The following is a 19974-nucleotide window of genomic DNA, read 5'->3' on the forward strand; positions in this document are numbered from 1 at the left end:
TTTCATCGAGCCTGCCCACAAAATGTGCGTTCATCGCAATATACACCTATAAACGTAATATAGCCGGGTAAAAGTTTCACCCTGGCCATGTAACATTATTAATGTTCGAGGTTTGCTTCATTTAAAGGATACTGGAACAGCAGGCGGATATTGCTATAGGCAGCAGAATTAATTTGCCATGAGCTATTTTTATACGCCCGTTCGCTGATAGCATGTGCTTTCATTACCTCAACGGCCTTGCCGGTGCGCAAAAGGTCAAACCAACGGTGGTTTTCAAACGCAAGCTCAACCTGGCGCTCGTGTGCTATGGCAGCACGGAACTCCTCCTGGCTGGTAACGTTCAAGTCGGGATTGGCATTACCCATTGATTTAGGTTCAAGCCCCGCGCGCTGCCTAACCAGGTTCAGATATTTGAAAGCATCGCCACCTGCTGCAAAGCCTTGTTCGTTTAAACACTCGGCAAGCATCAGGTAAACATCTGCATAACGATAAACCGGGAAGTTGTTGCCGGTAATGCCTTGTACCGATCCGATGCTCTGATACTTCTTTATGAAAGGCAGATCGATGCCGTACTCATCTGATGTAAAGTTTATCAGTGAAGCATCTTTCCTTTTATCGCCTTCTTCATAGGCATTGACAAGGTCCTGAGTAGGGATATTCCAGCCGTTTTGAGCATTGTTACCGATGTAAAAGCCGGTAACATCATTATCATAGTAATCCCATGGGATGAAAGTATCTATAAAATCAGCCCCCAGGCCGTTAGGGCCTTCAATATACTGAATTTGAAAAATTGACTCGGGGCCGTTTTCCTTAGCAATATCAAAATTATCCGCATAATTAGCGTTAAGGTTATAGGCCCCTGACGATATAACACTGCGTAACAGTGGTATGGCTAAATCAAATTTCTTTTGGGTCATATAAACTTCGGCCAGCATGGTTTCGACAGTACCTTTGGTTACCCTGCCTTTATTAGCGGTGGTTTGGTATTTTACAGGTAGTTTAGCTATCGCGGCCTGGGCGTCCGCGATGATCTGGGTATAAACAGCAGCTTCCGGTGACTTAGTGGACAGGTCATAAGCATCACCTACCGATTTTGGCTCGACAAGCACCAGCGGTACATCACCAAACATACGTACCAGGTTAAAATAATTGAACGCCCGTAAAAATAAAGCTTGCCCTCCTATGGTATCGGTAGTGGCGGCATCAAGCTTGGCAGCCGGCAAGCGATTGATGATAACATTGCAGCGGCCGATACCGGTGAAACAGGAGCTGAAGTACGCCTGCACAATATCATTATTATTCAATTCGCGAAACTCATCCAACTCCTCCTTATTGTTGCCTGAACGATCGTAAGGATCATATTCATATGAAGTATTATCAGACCGCATTTCGCCCATTGCCCAAAATGACCCGTTATATAAACCCTGAAGAGGGGCATAGGCACCATTAATAGCCTGAACAAACTGGGCCTTTGTTTTAAAAAAGTTGGCACTGTTTTGAGTATCTGTGGGTTGCAGGTTAAGATAATCCTTTTTACAGCCGTAAAAACCAATAGCTGCGAGGCTAAGAAAAAGGTATATGTTTTTTTTCATGTCTTCTGATTCTTAATGTTGCTCAATTGTGTTTTCAAAAATCGCTGTATCCACTAAAATGTCACGTTACAACCTAATGTGTAAATTGCCGAAACAGGATAGCCTGTAAAATTCACATTGGGTGATAACGAACGGTTACCCTGTTGCCCCTCAATGCCGACCTCGGGGCTGCCTCCTTTATAACCTGTAATCAGGATGGCATTTTGAGCGCTGAAGTATACCCTGAAGTTTTTGCTGAATTTTGTTTTGAAATTGTAACCGAGATCAATATTCTTCACCATTAAATACGAGTTGCTCTCTACCCAATATGAGGGATAAAAATCGCGGGCAAGGCCAGTGTTTGAAGTAGTAGTAGGCAATATGCCGGCCCCCGGCTGCTCCGGTGATCTCCAGCGGTTTATAACACTTTGCTCAACATTAAAAATACCATCCAAATTGGTTGTAAACTGTTTGTACATATCAAACACATGCCCCCCTACCGAGCCGGCCGAGATAATGTTCAGGTCAAATTGTTTGTAACTGAAGTGGTTGTTAAAACCAAATGTAAATTTAGGCCAGGGGTTGCCAATAGGTACCTGGTCTTTACCATCAATAACACCGTCATTATTAACATCCTTATACCTGATATTGCCAACATTTTCACCTTCAAAATGCGGGTATTTGTCAAGTTCGGCCTGGCTTTGGAATATACCTTCAAAAATATATCCGTAAAACTGCCCAAGCGGCAACCCTACCAGTGTAATACTGGTTGGGTTGTCATTCCGGGGCGCGTCATAGATTTGAGGTGTAGGGCCAAGGCTTATAACCTTATTACGATTTAACGATATATTAAAATCTGTACTCCAGTTAAAAGCTTTGCTAACTATGTTTTTGGTGGTTACCGTAAACTCAAAGCCGCGGTTACGCACGTTGCCAACATTTGATAACGCGTATCCGTAGCCCGAGGCTATCGGCACGGGTATATATTGCAGTAACCGTTCGGTAAAGCGGTTATAATACTCGGCAATTAAGTAAACCCGGCCTTTAAATAACGAAAGGTCCATGCCTACATCAAACTGTTTGGTTGTTTCCCAGCCAACTTCAGCATTACCGAGATCCGTAATTGACTTTCCGGGAGCCAGTGCTCCGCCAAAAGTATAATTGGTTTCGTCTACAGCGGCTACATAGTCGTAGTTACCCACGCTGTTATTACCCGCGTGACCGTAGCTGGCTGTGAATTTCAGCTGATCGATCACATTTGTTTTTGGGAAGAATGATTCGTCAGAGATCCGCCAGCCGCCCGATACTGAAGGGAAAGTTCCCCACCGGTGCCCCGGTGCAAACCTTGACGATCCGTCGCGGCGTATGGAGGCGCTTAATAAATACTTATCCTTATATGCATAGTTCACCCTGCCAATCAGCGATAATAGCCTCCATTCCTCGTCACCGGCATTAGCTGTGATAATGGTAGCGGCCCTTACCGAACGGACTACATCGTCGGGAAAACCGGTGCCATAGGTTAAACGATAGTGGCTGGTTTCCTGCTGTATTGAATAGTCGCCCAAAACAGTTAATGTATGACTGCCCCACGTTTTTTTGTAGGTTACGGAGTTTTCGCTAAGCCAGTTGAAGGAATTAGACGAATTAAATGATCCTATAGCTTTAACCTGGTTTCCGTCCTTATTGGGAATGCGGAAGCTTCCTAAAAACGACGGGCGAAAGTAATCGCCATTGCTATTCTGATAATCAATACCAAAAGTAGATTTTACATCTAAGCCTTTAATTATTTCCCAGTTAACGTATGTATTAGCCAACGTACGGAATTGTGAATACTTATTAGTGGTATTAACCAGCTCACTTACCGGATTGGCGTTAAGTGCTGTGCCTGCGATATTCCCGTTTCCCTCCGAACCTACCACATTGGTATATGAACCGTCGGGCTGTTTCACCGGCGTAAGCGGGCTTTCAAGATAGGCCTGGCTTAATACAGCCTGGTCAAAATGCCCGTCTGTTTGTTGTAATTTACGCTGGCTGTAAGTTGGAGCGATGCTAAGACCGGCCGTAACATTTTTAAACAGATCGGCATCCATATTGACTTTTACCGAATATCTCCTGAATCCGGTGTTAAGCACCGTACCTTGCTGATCAAAATATCCCAATGAAAACAAAGAGCGTACTTTATCGGTACCATTTGAAACAGTAACATCATAATTTTGCATAGGCGCATTACGGGTAACTGCATCATACCAATCAGTACCTTTGCCAAGTGCTTTTGGATTCCTGAACGCCTCAGGCACCTGATTCATGCTGAATGGCACTCCGTTCACTTTATCCAGATCCTGCAAAGCTTCAATACGCCACTGCGCGTATTGTTCGGCGGTCATCATTTTTAATTTGCTTTTGGGCAATATGGTTTGAACACCTGTTGAAGTATTTACCGTTACTGACGACTCGCCTTTTTTCGCCCTCCTGGTAGTGACCAAAATAACACCGTTTGACCCTCGCGAACCGTAAATAGCTGTAGAAGCAGCGTCTTTCAATACACTGATATTTTCTATATCGTCGGGATTGATGGTACTTAAAGGATTTTGATATTGATCAAACCCCGGAGAAATGGGGAATCCATCAATTACATATAAAGGATCATCACCGGCACCTACTGAACCGGCGCCGCGTATATTTACAGAAACACCACCACCCGGAGTACCGGTTACCTGGTTTACGGTTACGCCCGCAAGCTGGCCGGCCAGTTTCAAATCAAGACTCGCTGTTTTGATCTCTTTGATATTGCCCATTTTTACCGAACCAACAGCACCCGTTACATCCTTACGCTCCTGGTTGCCGTAACCTACAACAACTACCTCCTTTAATTCCTTGTTATCTTCACTTAAAACAACGTTGATAGTTGTTCTTTTATTAACCGGTTCTTCTTTGGTTTGAAAACCGATAAATGTAAATACCAAAACTGCATTATCTTCGGCATTTAGGGAATACTTACCGTCCACCCCGGTTATAGCACCAACATTGGTGCCTTTTACTTTAACATTAACACCCGGTAACGGCTGATTTTTATCATCTACCACAATACCGCTTATGGTTATGGGTACCTGGGCAGTGCTTACATCGGGCGTTTTCTTTTTATTTACAATAATATTTTTATCATCAATAACATACGTTAAAGGCTCATCCTTAAAGCATTGCTGCAGCGCTTCCTGTAATGAAGCATTAGTTAGTGAAAGATTAACCGGTTTGGTTTTTGAAATATCTTTATACCTGTAAAAGAAATAATAGCCGCTTTGTTTTTCAATTGCTTTAAAAGCTTTATCAAGTGCTATCCCCCTCGCATTCAGGGTTATGGATTGTGAAAAACTTTTAGCACTTAGCTGGAGGCAGCCGAGAGTTAGTAATAAGACGGTTAATCTCATCGTCAAAAACAGTTTTGAATGTGTACCAAAGGCACTAAATACTTTACCAGTAAAGTTTAAATGCATAACTTCGTGATGTTTGGGTTAAAAAAATCTGTTATTGAAAACTCAGGAAAGCTTGATCCAATTCATTATGCCGGAAGCGTTGCAGCGCTTCCGGCTTTTCTTTGATTTAGATAAGGGGAGCTTAGGTTGGAATATTTTGAGATTATATCGTCAGTGTTTCTTCATAGTTTGGGTTTAGCAGTTAAAAATCAGCTGCCGGTATTTAAGGCGTAACAATTATTTTTTTGTTCTCAATCCTAAAACGCACGTGGCTTAATTCAAGGATGTGCAATACCTGCGATAGTTTTACATCCCTGCTGATCTTACCTACAAACTCATCATCAGGTATTTTACCTTCGTATATTACTTCGGTACCATACCACCTCGAAAGCTGCTTCATAATATCTTGTATGTTTGCCCGCTCAAAGTCAAAGAAGCCATTTTTCCAGGCCACCGCCTCGTCGGTATCAACATCAATAATTTTAATGTTTTTATCATTTATAATGCCCTGCTGACCGGGCTTTAGTAAATTACTTATATTACCCTGTGTTAATTTCACTGATCCTTCAAGAAGGGTGGTTTTAACAGCGGCCTCATCATTATAGGCCATAATATTAAAATGCGTACCAAGTACGGCTACTTTAATGTCTTTAACCCTTACATTAAAAGGCTTCGCTTTATTTTTGGCCACTTCAAAATATCCTTCACCGGTGAGTTCAACATCCCGTTCATTGCCAGTGAATGCCGTAGGGAATTTTAAAGATGAGGCCGAATTAAGCCAAACCTTTGAACCATCAGGAAGCACTACCCGGTACTGACCGCCCCTGGGGGTGCTAATGATGTTATAGGCAACCGGTCCATTTTGCTGTTGGTCCTTATCTGCGGTGTAAACCACCTGCCCATCCTGCGTTTTATTAATGCTGATGTTACCCGATTGATTCAGCAAGCCGATCTTAGCCGAGTCCAGTATCAGTTTGAAGCCGTTGGCAAGGGTTAAAACAGCCCTGTTATCGCCAGGCTCAACGTCATGTTTTTCAATTGCTTTGCTTTGAGCCACCAGTTTTTGCTGTTCATGTTTAATACACCAATGATAAACAGCAGTACCCGATAGCAGCAATATGATAGCTGCGGCGGCCACATTTCTGAAAAAGTGCAGCTTTATAACCCGGGGCTGCGCGTTAAATGCCGGCTCGGCTATCGCCTGCCTGATATTAGTTAACATGCGGTCTTCCAGTTCCTGCTTTACACCAAGCACTATTTCGTCCCATTCGTCGGTATCACCCTGAAAGCTTTCAAAAAAATTCAACAACTGTTCCTTGTCCGCAGCAGTTGCCTGCCCGGCCAGGTATTTATCTATCAGTTGTAAAAATTCTTCCTTTTGCACAAATGTGGTTTTGATAAGGAGAGTAAAAAAACGGGGGTATCCCCTACGTCGAAATGAAAAAAATTAAAATATTTTATGAATAAGCTTTAACAAACGAATGTTAGCCGAAAAATCAATTATTCCCCCAAAAAAATCCAGCAAAAAGCTGTTTAAAAACAATCAGAATATCTAATCACTCAATAGAATTTTCATTGCCGTTGGTTTTAACCAACGGAATATTAAATAGCGATAAAGAGGGCTTTAGCCTAAACCCACCTGCATAATTGGGCTAAAGCCAGACTTTTAGAATTATTTCACCGTTGGTTAAAACCAACGGCAATAAATATCTTACATTTTTAAATAGATAAGATTTCATTTGATGCTATTTATCTAAAAAAAACATCAACGCTTCCAGGATAAAAGCGGAGCCTAACGAGCCGCGCAACTGGCGAAGCGCTTTGGTTAAATGATTTTCGACGGTTTTAGTGGATATATTTAGCTGCAGGGCTATTTCCTTATGACTAAGGCATTCTTCGCGGCTCAGTTTGTAAACTTCCCGGCATTTTTCGGGCAGGGTATCAATCACCTGGTTTATTTGCAGTAGCAGTTCTTTGTGCTCAATGGTGTTGTGGGTAGCTGGGGTGTGCAGGCGCTCAATCAGATCGTCAAAAATCTCGCTTCTTACGGGCGTACCTGTGCGGATTTGCCTGTAAACCCCGTAACGTACCGATGCATACAGATAGGCTTTAAGCGATATATTGATCTCCACTTCGGCCCGGCAATCCCAAAGCTTAATAAACAGTTCCTGGATAATATCCTCGCATGCCTGCCTGTCTTTTAAGATATTATAAGCCGCTTTAAAAAGTGAAGCCCAATATCTCCTGTAAATCATGGTAAGCGCCGCTTCATCATCAGCCTTTAACCGGCTAATGAGCTGCATATCGCTCATCACAATTTTGTCGGGCATAGTTTACTAATTAAGTTCGTCCGGGAAACAAAGGCTAAAATTACTTAAATATTAATTTAATATATTTAAAAAGTAAAAATAAGCTTATACGCTAATTATGAATCACTTAACCATCATTTCAAACTATCGGTTATTAATATAAAATAACCCAAAGGTTATCAAAAGCATAGGCATAACTTATTTATTATACAGGTTGGTCAATGCTATCCGGCAAAAAAAAGAGAGCCGCCCCTCCGGGCAGCTCTCCACTCTTAAACACTCAACTTTGAAAACAATCAATTCTTCAGTATTTCGTTTGCCAACACAATTTCTTCATGGGAAATAGTATGCTGGCGGCCTTTATATATTTTGAGGGTTACATCTGCATTTAATTCTTTTAATATTTCAACACTGTCATTAACCCTGCTAACCGGTACATGCGGGTCGGGGTCGCCAGTGGTGACCAGTACCGGGGTATTGTTAAAATCGCCTTTATAGTTTCCCTTAACCAATTCCTCTCCTATCAATCCGCCGGTGAAAGCGATAATCCCGCCGTACCTGCCGGCATTTCGGCCGGTATATTCAAGCGTTAAACATGCGCCCTGCGAAAAACCAAGGAAATAGATATTTTCCTTTGCTATTCCTTTTTGCCTGAGGTCCTCAACCAGTTCGTCAATCACTTCAAGGGCCGAATCAAGTGCCGGTTGATTATTTTGCACCGGGGCCATAAAACTGTAGGGATACCAGCTATGTTGATTGGCCTGTGGCGCATAGATAGCGTAACCATCTAATTCGAGATGATCTTTAAGCGAGATAATGCTGCTTGCCGATGCGCCGCGGCCATGCAGCATAATGATGGCTTTTTTGGCCTGTTCGGCGGGAACTCCCGCCGAAACAACCTGTTTTGTGTGCCTGTACATCTGTTTGATTAAACTAATGATGGTAATGTTTTTTCCAACTCGCCGCGCAGGTTTTCATACTGTGCAGGTAATTTTAAACCTGTGCCCAATAATTCGGCTGGTTCATCAACCGCGAAGCCTGGGTTGTCGGTTGCTATCTCAAACAAAACACCACCTGGTTCGCGGAAGTATAATGAGTAGAAATAATTTCTGTCTATTTTGTCGGTGATATGCAAGCCAAGGTTGGCTATCTTTTCACGGTATTCCATCAATACTTTTTCGTTTGGTACACGGAATGCTACGTGGTGAACAGAACCACCTGCTACATGACCGGCAACTTCTCCCGGAACTTCCACCAAATCAACTATAGCTGCATTGTCGACAGCATCGGTAATAAACCTGTAGCGGTTAACATGTTGTTCCAGTAAGCGATAGCCTAATACACCGGTTAATATTTTGGCTGTAGCCTCAATTTTATTTGATGTAATGGTAATGCTGTGAAAACCTTTGGTTGCATTGGCAGCGGTTACTTCGGCAGTTTCCCATGGTGTGCGGTTATCGGCTTTTTTAGGAACGATAAGCTCAAATTTCAAACCATCAGGATCAAGGAAAGTAAGATACTGCTCACCAAATTTTTCGGCCGGTTTGTTGTAGATCACATTGTTGTCTTCAAACCTTTTCAACCAGAAATCTAAACTACCTTCAGGTACCGAATAACCAATTTCAGTTACCTGCCTTGCGCCCCGGCGACCTGCTGTGATACCTTCCCATGGGAAGAAAGTAAGGATGGAGCCGGGAGTACCATTGCCATCGCCATAATATAAGTGATAGGTACCGGGATCATCAAAGTTTACAGTTTTTTTAACTAACCTTAAGCCCAATACACGGGTATAAAAATCATAGTTTTTTTTGGCATTGCCTGCAATTGCAGTGATGTGATGAATGCCGTTTATAGTGTTTTCCATTGTTTTCCTTGTTTTAAATATTTTAATATTTGCTGTGTTATTATGACTCAAAATTACGGTCAAAATCACCGGCGGCACTTGATGTAGGATAAGAAAAACGGGGGAGTGTTTTTTTATTATTAAACGATTTCATTATCCGCCTTTCGGCAAAAAAAGTATATTCGGTTTTACATTTACATTGATGATCAACCTGTTTACATTCCGCAAATTTCTCAGTTGTATTCCGTTATGCGTGCTTTTTGCAGCGGTAACCAACGCTCAGGTAAAGGAAGAAGGCATAATCCCTAAGCCCGTTATAATGGTAAAGACAAATGCAAACCAGGTTTTTACTTTTAATCAATCAACAGCAATAGGTACCACACCTAACATCGGCCGGGATAACCTTACATTTTTCAATACCTATTTTAAATCTGTTTCAGGTTTCGGCCTCCGAACAAATCATAGGTCGAATGCTCCTGTTCAGTTAAATATAGATGATAAATATGTTACCCAACCAGAGGGATATAAGCTATCGGTTACAGCTAAACGTATAAAAATTACCGGTCATGATGAAGCAGGTGTGTTTTATGGATTGCAATCACTTATCCAGTTACTAAAAGTATCCAATGGAAAAGTAACTGCGCGAAGCTGCGTCATTATGGATTATCCCCGTTTTGCATACCGCGGGATGCATTTAGACGTAAGCCGTCATTTTTTCAAGCCCGAAGCTATCAAAAAATGGATAGACTTGTTGGCATTATACAAAATCAACACCTTCCACTGGCACTTAACTGATGACCAGGGCTGGCGCATCGAAATAAAAAAATATCCTTTACTGCAAAGCATTTCGGCTTACCGCGATGAAACCATCATTGGCCACAAAAAGGATAGTCCGCACAGGTTTGATGGTAAACGCTATGGCGGTTATTATACCCAGGATGAGGTTAAGGAAATTGTAAAGTATGCCACTCAAAGGCATATCACGGTAATCCCGGAAATTGAAATGCCGGGCCATGCAATGGCGGCGCTGGCTGCTTACCCGCAATTGGGTTGTACCGGCGGCCCGTATAAAACCGCTACCTATTGGGGTATTTTTGATGATGTGTATTGCGCCGGCAATGACGAAACGTTTACCTTTTTACAAAATGTGATGGATGAGGTACTGCCGTTGTTCCCTTCAAAATATATTCACATCGGCGGTGATGAGTGCCCTAAAACCAAATGGAAGGTCTGCCCCAAATGCCAGCAGCGCATTAAGGACGAACACCTGAAAGATGAGAAGGAACTGCAAAGTTATTTCATCGGCCGCATGGAAAAATACCTGAACAGTAAAGGCCGGCAGATCATAGGCTGGGACGAGATCCTGGAAGGTGGGCTTACCCCTGGTGCAACCGTAATGAGCTGGACTGGCGAAGAGGGCGGCATAGCCGCTGCCAAACAGCATCACGATGCCATCATGACGCCCGAAAAATATGTATACCTGGATTACTACCAGTCCCTTTACCCGGCCGAGCCACTAGCCGGCGGCGGTTACACGCCATTAAGCAAGGTCTATAATTACGAACCAATAACTAATGAATTAAGCGGCGAGGAAGCAAAATATATCAAAGGCGTACAAGCCAATGCTTGGAGCGAATACATGGCCAGCCCCGCACAGGCCGAGCGGCAATTGTTCCCGCGAATGCTGGCTTTGGCCGAAGTTGCCTGGAGTTCGAAGAAAAATAAAAGCTATCCTGACTTTTTGAAACGACTGAGGTACCAGCAGCCTTTACTTAAAAAGCTAAACATAAACGCGGCTGATGTATTTGATGAGATCACCGATTCTGTAATCGAAACAGCTAATCATCAGGTAGCGTTAAATATCCAAACAACTTTACCCGGCGCTAAAATATTTTATACAACAGATGGTACTGAGCCGGGCTTAAACAGCCAAGGTTACACAGGTGCAATTACAATAGCATCATCAAGCATTATTAAAGCAGCTGTTTTTAATAATGGCAGGCAGCAGGGCCGAACCTATGAAAAATCATTTAGCATTCATAAAGCCATTGGCAAAACGGTAACGCTTAAAAACCAGCCGCAGGGAGGGTTTAATCCGGGCAATACCTTTGGTTTAGTGAACGGCATCTTCGGCAGCAAGCTTTATAATGACGGGCAATGGTATGGCTTTAGCGGAGATGACCTTGAAGCAGTAGTTGACCTTGGAAACGTGCAAAACGTATCAAAGCTTGGCATTAACATATTAAAATACCATTGGCAAAAAATGTGGGAGCCAACGCTGCTTACCTTTGAGGTATCAACAGATGGAAGCAATTATACCGAAGTTTACCGCCAGACTGATTTCCCGGATAACGGCATCAACGCTGTAAGGGCAAACATCAAAACACAGCAGGCAAGATATATCAGGGTAAAAGCAACCAACAAAGGGATGATTCCGCCGGGTGAGTATATTGCCGGGGCAAAGGCATGGTTAATGGTGGATGAGATAATTGTGAATTAATGAACTATGGTCGTCTGAACTCGAATTTATTGAATTAAGGGAATTTATTGAATTTGCTGAGCATTCTGTCCATTCTTTTAATTCAATAAATTCGGGTTCAGACAGAATTGTTAATCAGCGCAATCAACGAAATCACCCAAATCAGCGGTTATTTTTTTATATTTTTATACCAAACACTAATGCCTGCGTTATGTTGAGTAAAAAGTTTTTAATATTTGTCACGAATACTCATTCCCCAAGTATAACTCAATGAGCAAAGTATTTACTATTACCGAAGGTTTGGAAAACATGGGGGCTTTACGAACGGGCGGTCAGGGCTCTGTTTATAAAGGTCGCCGCTATGGGCCTATTATCACAGCGGTAAAGCTCCTGCCCACTCCTATTCACACCGAAAGCACCGACGATAAAAATTTTCGCAATTTCCAAAACGAGGTCGAAAAACTAAAAAAGGTAAACGAAGAGCCTAACCCAAATGTGGTTAAGATCCTTAATTCGGGCATTACCGAAAGTGGTTCGTTCCCGTTTATCGAAATGGAATATATTGATGGCCCCGATCTGGAGGACCTGCTGAAACCACCCCATGAGGCTATCTTCAGCATTAAAGAGATCATCAAACTGGCCGATCAGCTGGCAAACGCGTTATCGCACTGTCACAAAGTTTCGGTAAAGCACGGCGACATCAAAAGCAATAATGTAAAGTTCAACGTACATACCGGAAACTACGTGCTGCTTGACTTTGGTCTTTCGGCCATGTCTGATGATCAGCGCCGTACCAGTATCCGTCATGCGGGCGCCATTGAATTTATGGCACCCGAGCAAAATGAAGGCCTGATGTATTTCCAAACAGATGTGTACAGCTACGGCATCATCCTGTATGAATTGATTGGCGGGCAGGTGCCTTTCCCGCTAAAAGATAATGGCGAAACAGCACGCAACGCCGTGATGCTGGCCCACATGGAGTCGGAGATGCCTGATGTAATGGAGCTGCGCCGCAAAAACCTGCCCGAAAGCTGGTCTGACGAGAAAAAAGAAATGCAGATGCAGGTTCCGGCCTGGTTATTACAGATTGTGGCTAAATGCCTGCAAAAAGACATCAATAACCGGTATGCCAACGGCATTGAATTGCAGGAAGCTTTGATGCAGGGTAGCATAGGAGCCATTAGTAAAACTAATCCTGATGAATCGTGGAACACCGAAGTTTTATTAAAGGAAAATGAACGCCTGCAAGGCCTCGTTTTATATTACCAGGAAAACGAGAACAAGCAACCGGCACAGGTAATCAGCGATGCACCTGCTGATAACAAAGTCGTACGCATGTCAAAGCCAATTTTTGTTTTGTTCATGATATTGCTTTGCGGTTTCACAGTGTTTTCGGCAGTGGTGATGGATAAGTTTGGCGGGCGTATTTATAATGGGGTGGTTAGCAGGCTGTTTAAGCCTTCAAAAAAAGCAACCGACTCGGCCGCAAGTAATAAAATTATCCTACCCCAAAAAAAAGACTCCGTACAGCAGCTTAAGACCAGTGATTACAAAGATGAGAGCAATATTCCACCTGAAGTTGATTCAACCGCCGATTCGATATTGCGTAACATACAACGGGCAAAACAACAAAAGGAAGATACGCAGTTTTATCGCGATAGTGTGAAAAAAGCGGATACCTCTAACTTAAACTTTTAATGATTTAGCATATACAGAATGGAACCTAAATCAACATTTTGGAAACGGATAGGCCTTCAGGACTGGTTTTTACCAAACGGCAAACCAGTAAACGAAGAGGCTGTAAAAATAAAAGCGCTAACGCCCGATGACGTGTATTTATACATCATCGAAAAATTCAAGGAATCGATCAAGCAGCTTTCTTTTGCCGACAGGATAGTTTTTTACCATGAATTTATCATCAGCTTTAACGAGGAAGATTACCAGGATTTTGTAAATAACCGCTCTGGCTTGTTCGGCATTATCGTTAATGAATCGGTAAAGAAGTTTTATGAATTGCTGCGCGAACACCAGGAAGTAGGCAAAAAGGTGGAGCCTTCAAGCTCAAAATGGGTATTCAGGCTGGTATCGCACCCGGACTATAAACGCGGCGATAAGGGTTTTATAGGTAAACTGCTGCCCGGCACAAGCGCTAAAAAAGAGGAGAACCTGCGGGTTACCTTCATTCCACGCCAAACGGGTGTTGCCCAAACGCTGGATATTAGCAACGAGGTTTTAAAGGGCTTTACTTATTACAGCGAAGGTTATTATGAATTGCCTTATGCCAATGATCTGCATTATAACGAAAAGGACGTAGCAAAACCCGGTACAAAAGTACTGGCCCGGCTGGAAACCATTATGCCAGATAAACAGTTTGTTGGCCGCAAGGTGGAGTACCTGATCAAGGATGATGATATTGTTGTATCGGGCAGTGATGAGGAAAGGGACGAGCAGGCCGTGTTTAAGGTACCGTCTGAATGGGTGAACACCCCGCACCTGCGCATCAGGCTAAATAAAGCCGATGGTAAGTTTTACATGGCTTCTTTTGGCGAGCGCACCCTGATCAATGAGCTGGAAGTGGCCGGGAGCGACGTGAACTCGCCGCAATGGGTTGAGCTGCCGTTCAACTCCAGGATCCTGCTCAATGGCATAGTAGGTATTAACATATTCAAACCCGAACCATAATGTCACAGGTATTATCAATAGGGCTGCTGGCAATATGTGTGCTGTTATTGGTAGCTCATTTTATCGACATAAAAAAATCCAGTTAAAACCATGGCAAATAATTTTTTCGGGATAACAGATACCGGTAGGCAAAGGCAAAACAACGAAGACGTTTTTATTGCCGAAAAATCTGGTGATGGCAATTTTATCATTGCCTGTGTGGTTGATGGGGTTGGCGGTTATGCCGGGGGCGAAATAGCTGCCGAAATTGCCCGCGCCACCATCCTGGAGCAATTGCAATATATAGCCGGCGATATTGTACCGCTATTGGTAAATACGTTTACTATTGCCAACCAGCGGATCTACGACGAAAAAGTACAGAACAAAGATCTTGAAAACATGGCCTGTGTGCTTACCTTGGCCGTGGTTGATGTGATCAACAATAAATTTTATTACGCCCACGTTGGGGACACCCGCCTGTACCTGCTGCGCGATTATTCGCTGATCAAGATCTCGAAAGATCACTCTTTTGTGGGCTTCCTGGAAGATTCGGGCCGGCTGACCGAGGAAGCGGCCATGGACCATCCCAAGCGCAATGAAATTAATAAAGCCCTTGGCTTTGCCGGGCAGATAGGCCAGGATCCCGACTTTGTAGAGACTGGTAACTCGCCCTTTTTGCCGGGCGATATCCTGCTCATTTGCAGCGACGGCTTAACCGACCTGGTTGATAAAAGCAAGATCACCAATATCCTTACCAGCAGCGATAACCTGCCCGAAAAAGGTAAAAAACTGATTGATGCAGCCAATAACCGTGGGGGTAAAGATAATGTCACCGTGGTGCTGGTACATAACGATAAGGAGCGCAAGCAACACAGCGCCACGAAACCGGTGGTGGCTGCTGTAAAAGCTGCCGAACAGCCGGAAGCAATTGCGCCCGCCCCGGTAAAAAGGCCGGAAGAGCCTGATCCTGTGGTGAAAACCAAAGGCAATGGCGGCACAGTGGCTGTACTTACCCTGCTTTGCTTTATTTTTTTGGGTGGGTTTATCTGGCAGTTTAAAAAGAATGCCGATCAGGCTGCTATTCCTAAAAAAACAGATACGTTGGTTGCCCAGCATATTAAAAATTCGGTGGAGCTCAAGCTTCAGGATACTATTAACAAATTAAAAGGCCATACGCTGTTACTTTCGGCAGCTGATTTTCAGCAGCCTATTGTGCTGAGCGATACGCTGCATATCAATAAGGATAGCCTGTATATTAAAACAAAGGGTGCCGTCGTATTTAAAAAAGATTCTACCTATTCGGGCCCGGCTATCGCGCTGGCTGCTAATTGTAAATATGTAGTATTGGATAGCGTTGCTTTTGACGGCTTCCGCACGGCCATTATTACACACAACGATGCCCTGGTGCTAAAAAATGTGCAGTTTAATAACTGCTTAACGCCGGTCCAGGCATTGTACATGTTCCCTAATAAAAAATACATCTCGGGCAGGTTGTTTGGCAGCATGTTCAAAACTGATTCTGTTCCAACTAAAGCTACCCACTAATAAATGGCCCAGGAAAATCCCAAGGTACCCGGCAGGAGAATGGAACGGCTGTTCCTGTTGCTTACAGGCATATTGCTGGCCGTTTTATTTGTGAAGCTTTTCGGCGTATTGCAACTTAAGTTCACTGATGTTGATAAGCGCCTGAAGGACGGTACCATCGTAAACCTTAACTCGCCCAATACCGCTCAAAACGTAAAGGCGTTGCTTAAAAAGGGTTATTATTTCGATGATCCCAGGGATGTTGATTACATTGAATCGGTAATAGCATCGCGTAAAACAACCGGCGACCTGGTAGATAATACCGGCGAGCTTAACAAACGCAAATACTACGTAAATGCCGACGAGGCCTTTGAAAAGGGCGGTGAAACTTTCAAGAAACGCGTACTTACCTCCCGCACACTTTTAGGCTATACCGGCGATGATTCCATCCGCTTTGAGCAGGAATTGAAAAATCCTCCTGCTTTGGGCGCTCAAACCGATCTCAACCTTGGCGAATACAGCATTAAAGGTATAATAGCTCACAAAGGCGAACCAGTGCCCGGTGTACTGGTAAAGCTCACCATGATTTTGCCCCGCGACAGTATCTTCAGTGATGAAGAAACGGGAGCAAAAACATCTTTTTCAGAAAATGCCTCATCATACAAAAAACTGTATGTACTTAACGATCAGAAAAAGAAGGTACTGCAGTCACTAACAGCTTTTGCCCGTACCGATGAGCAAGGGCGCTTTGTATTTGCCAAATTGCCAACCGGTAAAGCATTTTCGGTATTGCCCATGCAGCCCGGCTTTGAGTTTGGCCGCTCGCAGGGCGTTGACGAGCTGGACAAAGATGTAAGTTTTAAATTTAGCCAGGCACCCCATAGCATCAAGCTGCTCTCTACCCGCGACTTTAACATCCTGAAAAAAGAGGGTGCCTTTATCGTGCGCTACCAGGAGGAGTTTAATATGTGGTACTGGATCATAGCTGGCAGTTTTTTTGCCGGTTTTATCATTGTACACCTGTTACTAAGCGCCCGGTACCCCGATGCCGATCAGATCATTTTACCCCTGATCATGATGCTTACCGGTATCTCGTTCCTTACGCTTTTAAGCCTGCAAGACCCGCTGCGCGATAGGTTCCTGGCTAAAGATACGCTTGTTTATTTGGGCATCGGCATGGCCGGGATCTGCATCATTCAGCTATTTAACCTTCGCCGTCTTAACCCCGACTCGGGCTTTTACCGGTTGCTTGTTTTTAAATGGAGCAGGAGCGCTGCCAACGGCTGGCCCTGGGCTATTGTTGCCATGGGCATCCTGTTTTCCACCATCTTGTTTGGTACCGGCCCCGAGGGTAGCGGTGTAAAAGTTAACCTGCTGGGTTTTCAGCCAAGCGAAATTGTAAAATACCTCATTGTTATTTTTCTTGCCGGATTTTTTGCCACCAACGAAAAATTCATCAGTCAATACGCCAGCTGGAGCAAGCGTTGGTCGTTCTTTTCTTTTGCACTTATCGCCACAATAATAACCCTGCTGCTGTTTTTGGTTTTAGGCGATCTGGGCCCGGCCATGGTGATCTGTTTTACATTCATTATCCTGTTCTCTTTTTCACGGGGCGATTTCCTGTATATGGCGGGCTTTGTGGTGCTATTTGTGCTCACTACCTGGTTTTTTGATAATATATGGCTTAGCGCAGGCATCACATTTTTTTCGCTTGGGAGCGTAGTATTTTTCAGGCGGAGGAGATTGAGTGAATCGGCCATTATGGCGCTCGTGGTGATCACTGCTTTTTTAACCATCGATAAAATTCCGGGGCTCGATAAAATTATCCCCGGTCCGGTGGAACGACTGGTTGAGCGTAAGGCTATTTGGCAGGACGCCTGGAATAATGAAGTTTACGGCGGCGACCAGGTAGCTAACGGACTTTGGGCCATGGCCAGTGGAGGGGTAAGCGGACAAGGTGTTGGGCAGGGCTTTGCCAAAACTATCCCCGAAGCACATACCGATATGATATTGCCATCAATCGGCGAAGAGTTTGGCTGGGCCGGCATGGCCGCGGTGTTCATCTTGTTTTTGTTGTACCTGCACCGCTCCATCATCATAGGCAGGCAAACCGGGATGCCCCTGCTGTTTTACCTAAGTGCAGGTATCGGGGTATGTACCTTTGTGCAGTTTTTGCTGATTGCGGGCGGCTCTATCGGGGCATTGCCATTATCCGGCGTTTCCCTTCCTTTTGAAAGTTATGGCGGCTCATCATTGGTAATAAATCTGCTGGCTGCGGGCTTCCTGCTGTCGGTCTCATCAGTAAGGGGCACAGCAGTGCAAATGGACTATATCACCAAACAGCAGGATAAAAACCTGGTACCTGCATTGGCAGCCGCGCTTGCCGGGGTGGTATTATTGGTGGTGAATGTATCGCGCTATACAACAGATAATAAGCAATGGGTTGTAAAGCCTGCTTTGGTTGCCGATAAAAGCGGTCTGCGGATGTTTAGTTATAACCCGCGTATCGCTATATTGATGAACAGGTTGCAGGCCGGTACTATATATGACCGTAACGGCCTTATCCTGGCTACCAGCAAACCCGAACTTATCGAAAAACAAAAGAACAAATTAAGCGCTTCGGGCATGCTGCATTATGACCTGGATTCGGCTATGCATAAGCGCCTGGATAGGTTTTATCCTTTTGAAGAGCAAACGTTTTTTTGGACGGGCGATCAAAACACCGGGGTATTTAATGGCAGCACCAACGGTTATTTTGCCGAGTATGAGCATGCCGCCGAACTTCGCGGGTTTCATATGCCTATCACCAATTATAATGTGAAGGCATCACGTTACCAGGAAGACCGGTTCCTGCCCCGCGGAATGAAAGAAATGACCGTAGCTAAAAAAGACTACAGCGCTTTAGCCAATCTCCTTGTAAGTGATATCAACGGCCCGGAGGTAGAAGCTTTCAAAAACAAAAACCGCGATGTAAAGCTTACGATGGATGCCGATCTGCAAACCAGTATTCAGCAATCTATCGCTTCCGATACTTCACTGTATGATAACAGGGTTTCGGTAGTTATCATGGAATCCAACACCGGCGATGTGCTTACATCGGCACAATACCCGCTGCCTCCTGTGCATAACTGGGACCAGCTGACTATGCCACTGGCCGATCAGAATAAACTGGCTACCTGGTTAACCACTACCGATCTGGGTTTTACCTATGCCAGTCAGCCCGGTTCAACGGCTAAAGTTTTAACGGCGATGTCAGCATTTAATAAATTAGGCATCGCTGCATCTGCAATACAATATCATGTAAGCACCCAGGAGCGGATCCGTACCAAGGGCATCGAGCCCGACGAAACCGGGATGATCACCATGGAGCGCGCCATTGCCAAATCAAACAACGTATATTTTATTAAACTGGCCAACCAGGAACACCTGGAAGAGTACATGGCAACGCTTTACCTTAAAACAGGGATGTTTTTGCATGGCGTAGGCGGTTACTATTATAATAAACCGGTATTGAATGCCACCCAGGAAGATAAATGGCGCACCTTATGGCGTAAAACCGAATTTAATACCAAACCACGGTACGATCCTAACAATATCCATAAAACAAGGGCTAAAGGTATTTCGGGTATGGCCTGGGGGCAGGGCGAGCTGATTGCTACCCCTGCGGCGGTAGCGAGGCTGGTATCAGGTGTGGCTAATGACGGTATGTTACTGCCCAACAGGTACGCGCTAAAAATTGCCGATTCAACAGTGGCTGTAAAAAGCGGTATCAAGCTGGCCGAAGATCCGCGTTATGCTGCTTTGTTAAAACAATATATGATTGAGCAAAGTGCGCCTAAAACGCCTATATTAGGCATCAAGGTAGCGGGCAAAACCGGTACGCCGGAACGTATTGTAAGGAACCAGAGCGTTAACGATGGCTGGTATGTTTTCTTTGCACCAAAAGAAAAAGGCAGTGGCTATATGGTGGTTTGTATCCGGATAGAATCAACCCGCGGATCATCAGACGCGGTACACCTGGCCGGCAATCATGTGATCCCTTTCCTGCTGAAAAAAGGTTATATAAAAAGCATGGAAACGGAAACCACTACCGAAGAATAGTGTTTAAGCAGAAAGG

Annotated in this window: 11 protein-coding genes; 5 read left to right on the forward strand and 6 right to left on the reverse strand. The window is 44.2% G+C overall.

Going from position 1 to position 19974, the window contains the following annotated elements:
• Positions 1-98 precede the first annotated feature (98 nt).
• From BLS28_RS22065 to BLS28_RS22090, 6 genes are all read right to left on the reverse strand, one after another.
• Positions 99-1592: a RagB/SusD family nutrient uptake outer membrane protein gene (locus tag BLS28_RS22065; RefSeq protein ID WP_091172437.1), complete on the reverse strand. Its 1494-nt coding sequence runs from the start codon at positions 1590-1592 to the stop codon at positions 99-101.
• A gap of 53 nt (positions 1593-1645) precedes the next feature.
• On the reverse strand, positions 1646-4996 hold the full coding sequence (locus tag BLS28_RS22070; protein ID WP_176844539.1) for a TonB-dependent receptor: 3351 nt from the start codon (positions 4994-4996) through the stop codon (positions 1646-1648).
• A gap of 268 nt (positions 4997-5264) precedes the next feature.
• Positions 5265-6425 carry a FecR family protein gene (locus BLS28_RS22075; protein ID WP_091172444.1) on the reverse strand — a complete coding sequence of 387 codons (1161 nt, stop codon included), beginning with the start codon at positions 6423-6425 and terminating at the stop codon, positions 5265-5267.
• 361 nt (positions 6426-6786) lie between these two features.
• A complete protein-coding gene (locus BLS28_RS22080; protein WP_090531831.1) occupies positions 6787-7371 on the reverse strand; it encodes an RNA polymerase sigma-70 factor in 585 nt (194 codons plus the stop codon).
• 275 nt (positions 7372-7646) lie between these two features.
• A complete protein-coding gene (locus BLS28_RS22085) occupies positions 7647-8270 on the reverse strand; it encodes an alpha/beta hydrolase (RefSeq protein ID WP_091172449.1) in 624 nt (207 codons plus the stop codon).
• Between the two features lie 8 nt (positions 8271-8278).
• The gene (locus tag BLS28_RS22090) at positions 8279-9214 is read right to left on the reverse strand and encodes a ring-cleaving dioxygenase (protein ID WP_091172453.1); all 936 of its coding nucleotides are present in this window, start codon (positions 9212-9214) and stop codon (positions 8279-8281) included.
• 181 nt (positions 9215-9395) lie between these two features.
• Here BLS28_RS22090 and BLS28_RS22095 point away from each other — a divergent pair, with 181 nt between their 5' ends.
• The 5 genes from BLS28_RS22095 (at position 9396) to BLS28_RS22115 (ending at position 19958) form a co-directional block, all read left to right on the forward strand.
• Complete coding sequence (locus tag BLS28_RS22095) at positions 9396-11693, forward strand: glycoside hydrolase family 20 protein (RefSeq protein WP_091172456.1); 2298 nt, start codon at positions 9396-9398, stop codon at positions 11691-11693.
• A 249-nt stretch (positions 11694-11942) separates the two neighbouring features.
• Positions 11943-13370 carry a serine/threonine protein kinase gene (locus tag BLS28_RS22100; protein WP_091172460.1) on the forward strand — a complete coding sequence of 476 codons (1428 nt, stop codon included), beginning with the start codon at positions 11943-11945 and terminating at the stop codon, positions 13368-13370.
• A gap of 18 nt (positions 13371-13388) precedes the next feature.
• Positions 13389-14354: a hypothetical protein gene (locus BLS28_RS22105; protein ID WP_091172464.1), complete on the forward strand. Its 966-nt coding sequence runs from the start codon at positions 13389-13391 to the stop codon at positions 14352-14354.
• A 90-nt stretch (positions 14355-14444) separates the two neighbouring features.
• Positions 14445-15878 (forward strand): protein phosphatase 2C domain-containing protein, encoded by a 1434-nt coding sequence (locus BLS28_RS22110; RefSeq protein ID WP_091172468.1) that lies wholly within the window; start codon positions 14445-14447, stop codon positions 15876-15878.
• Positions 15879-15881: 3 nt separating this feature from the next.
• Positions 15882-19958, forward strand: a complete 4077-nt coding sequence (locus tag BLS28_RS22115; protein WP_091172471.1) for an FtsW/RodA/SpoVE family cell cycle protein — start codon at positions 15882-15884, stop codon at positions 19956-19958.
• The last annotated feature ends 16 nt before the right edge of the window (positions 19959-19974 follow it).

Origin of the sequence: Mucilaginibacter gossypii (assembly GCF_900100945.1) — a bacterium.
Lineage (GTDB): Bacteria > Bacteroidota > Bacteroidia > Sphingobacteriales > Sphingobacteriaceae > Mucilaginibacter > Mucilaginibacter gossypii.

Excerpts from the sequence above, each read along its gene's own strand:
- BLS28_RS22065 (WP_091172437.1), bottom strand. The coding sequence starts at position 1,592 with ATGAAAAAAAACATATACCTTTTTCTTAGCCTCGCAGCTATTGGTTTT.
- BLS28_RS22070 (WP_176844539.1), bottom strand. The coding sequence starts at position 4,996 with ATGAGATTAACCGTCTTATTACTAACTCTCGGCTGCCTCCAGCTAAGT.
- BLS28_RS22080 (WP_090531831.1), bottom strand. The coding sequence starts at position 7,371 with ATGCCCGACAAAATTGTGATGAGCGATATGCAGCTCATTAGCCGGTTA.
- BLS28_RS22085 (WP_091172449.1), bottom strand. The coding sequence starts at position 8,270 with ATGTACAGGCACACAAAACAGGTTGTTTCGGCGGGAGTTCCCGCCGAA.
- BLS28_RS22090 (WP_091172453.1), bottom strand. The coding sequence starts at position 9,214 with ATGGAAAACACTATAAACGGCATTCATCACATCACTGCAATTGCAGGC.
- BLS28_RS22095 (WP_091172456.1), top strand. The coding sequence starts at position 9,396 with ATGATCAACCTGTTTACATTCCGCAAATTTCTCAGTTGTATTCCGTTA.
- BLS28_RS22100 (WP_091172460.1), top strand. The coding sequence starts at position 11,943 with ATGAGCAAAGTATTTACTATTACCGAAGGTTTGGAAAACATGGGGGCT.
- BLS28_RS22105 (WP_091172464.1), top strand. The coding sequence starts at position 13,389 with ATGGAACCTAAATCAACATTTTGGAAACGGATAGGCCTTCAGGACTGG.
- BLS28_RS22110 (WP_091172468.1), top strand. The coding sequence starts at position 14,445 with ATGGCAAATAATTTTTTCGGGATAACAGATACCGGTAGGCAAAGGCAA.
- BLS28_RS22115 (WP_091172471.1), top strand. The coding sequence starts at position 15,882 with ATGGCCCAGGAAAATCCCAAGGTACCCGGCAGGAGAATGGAACGGCTG.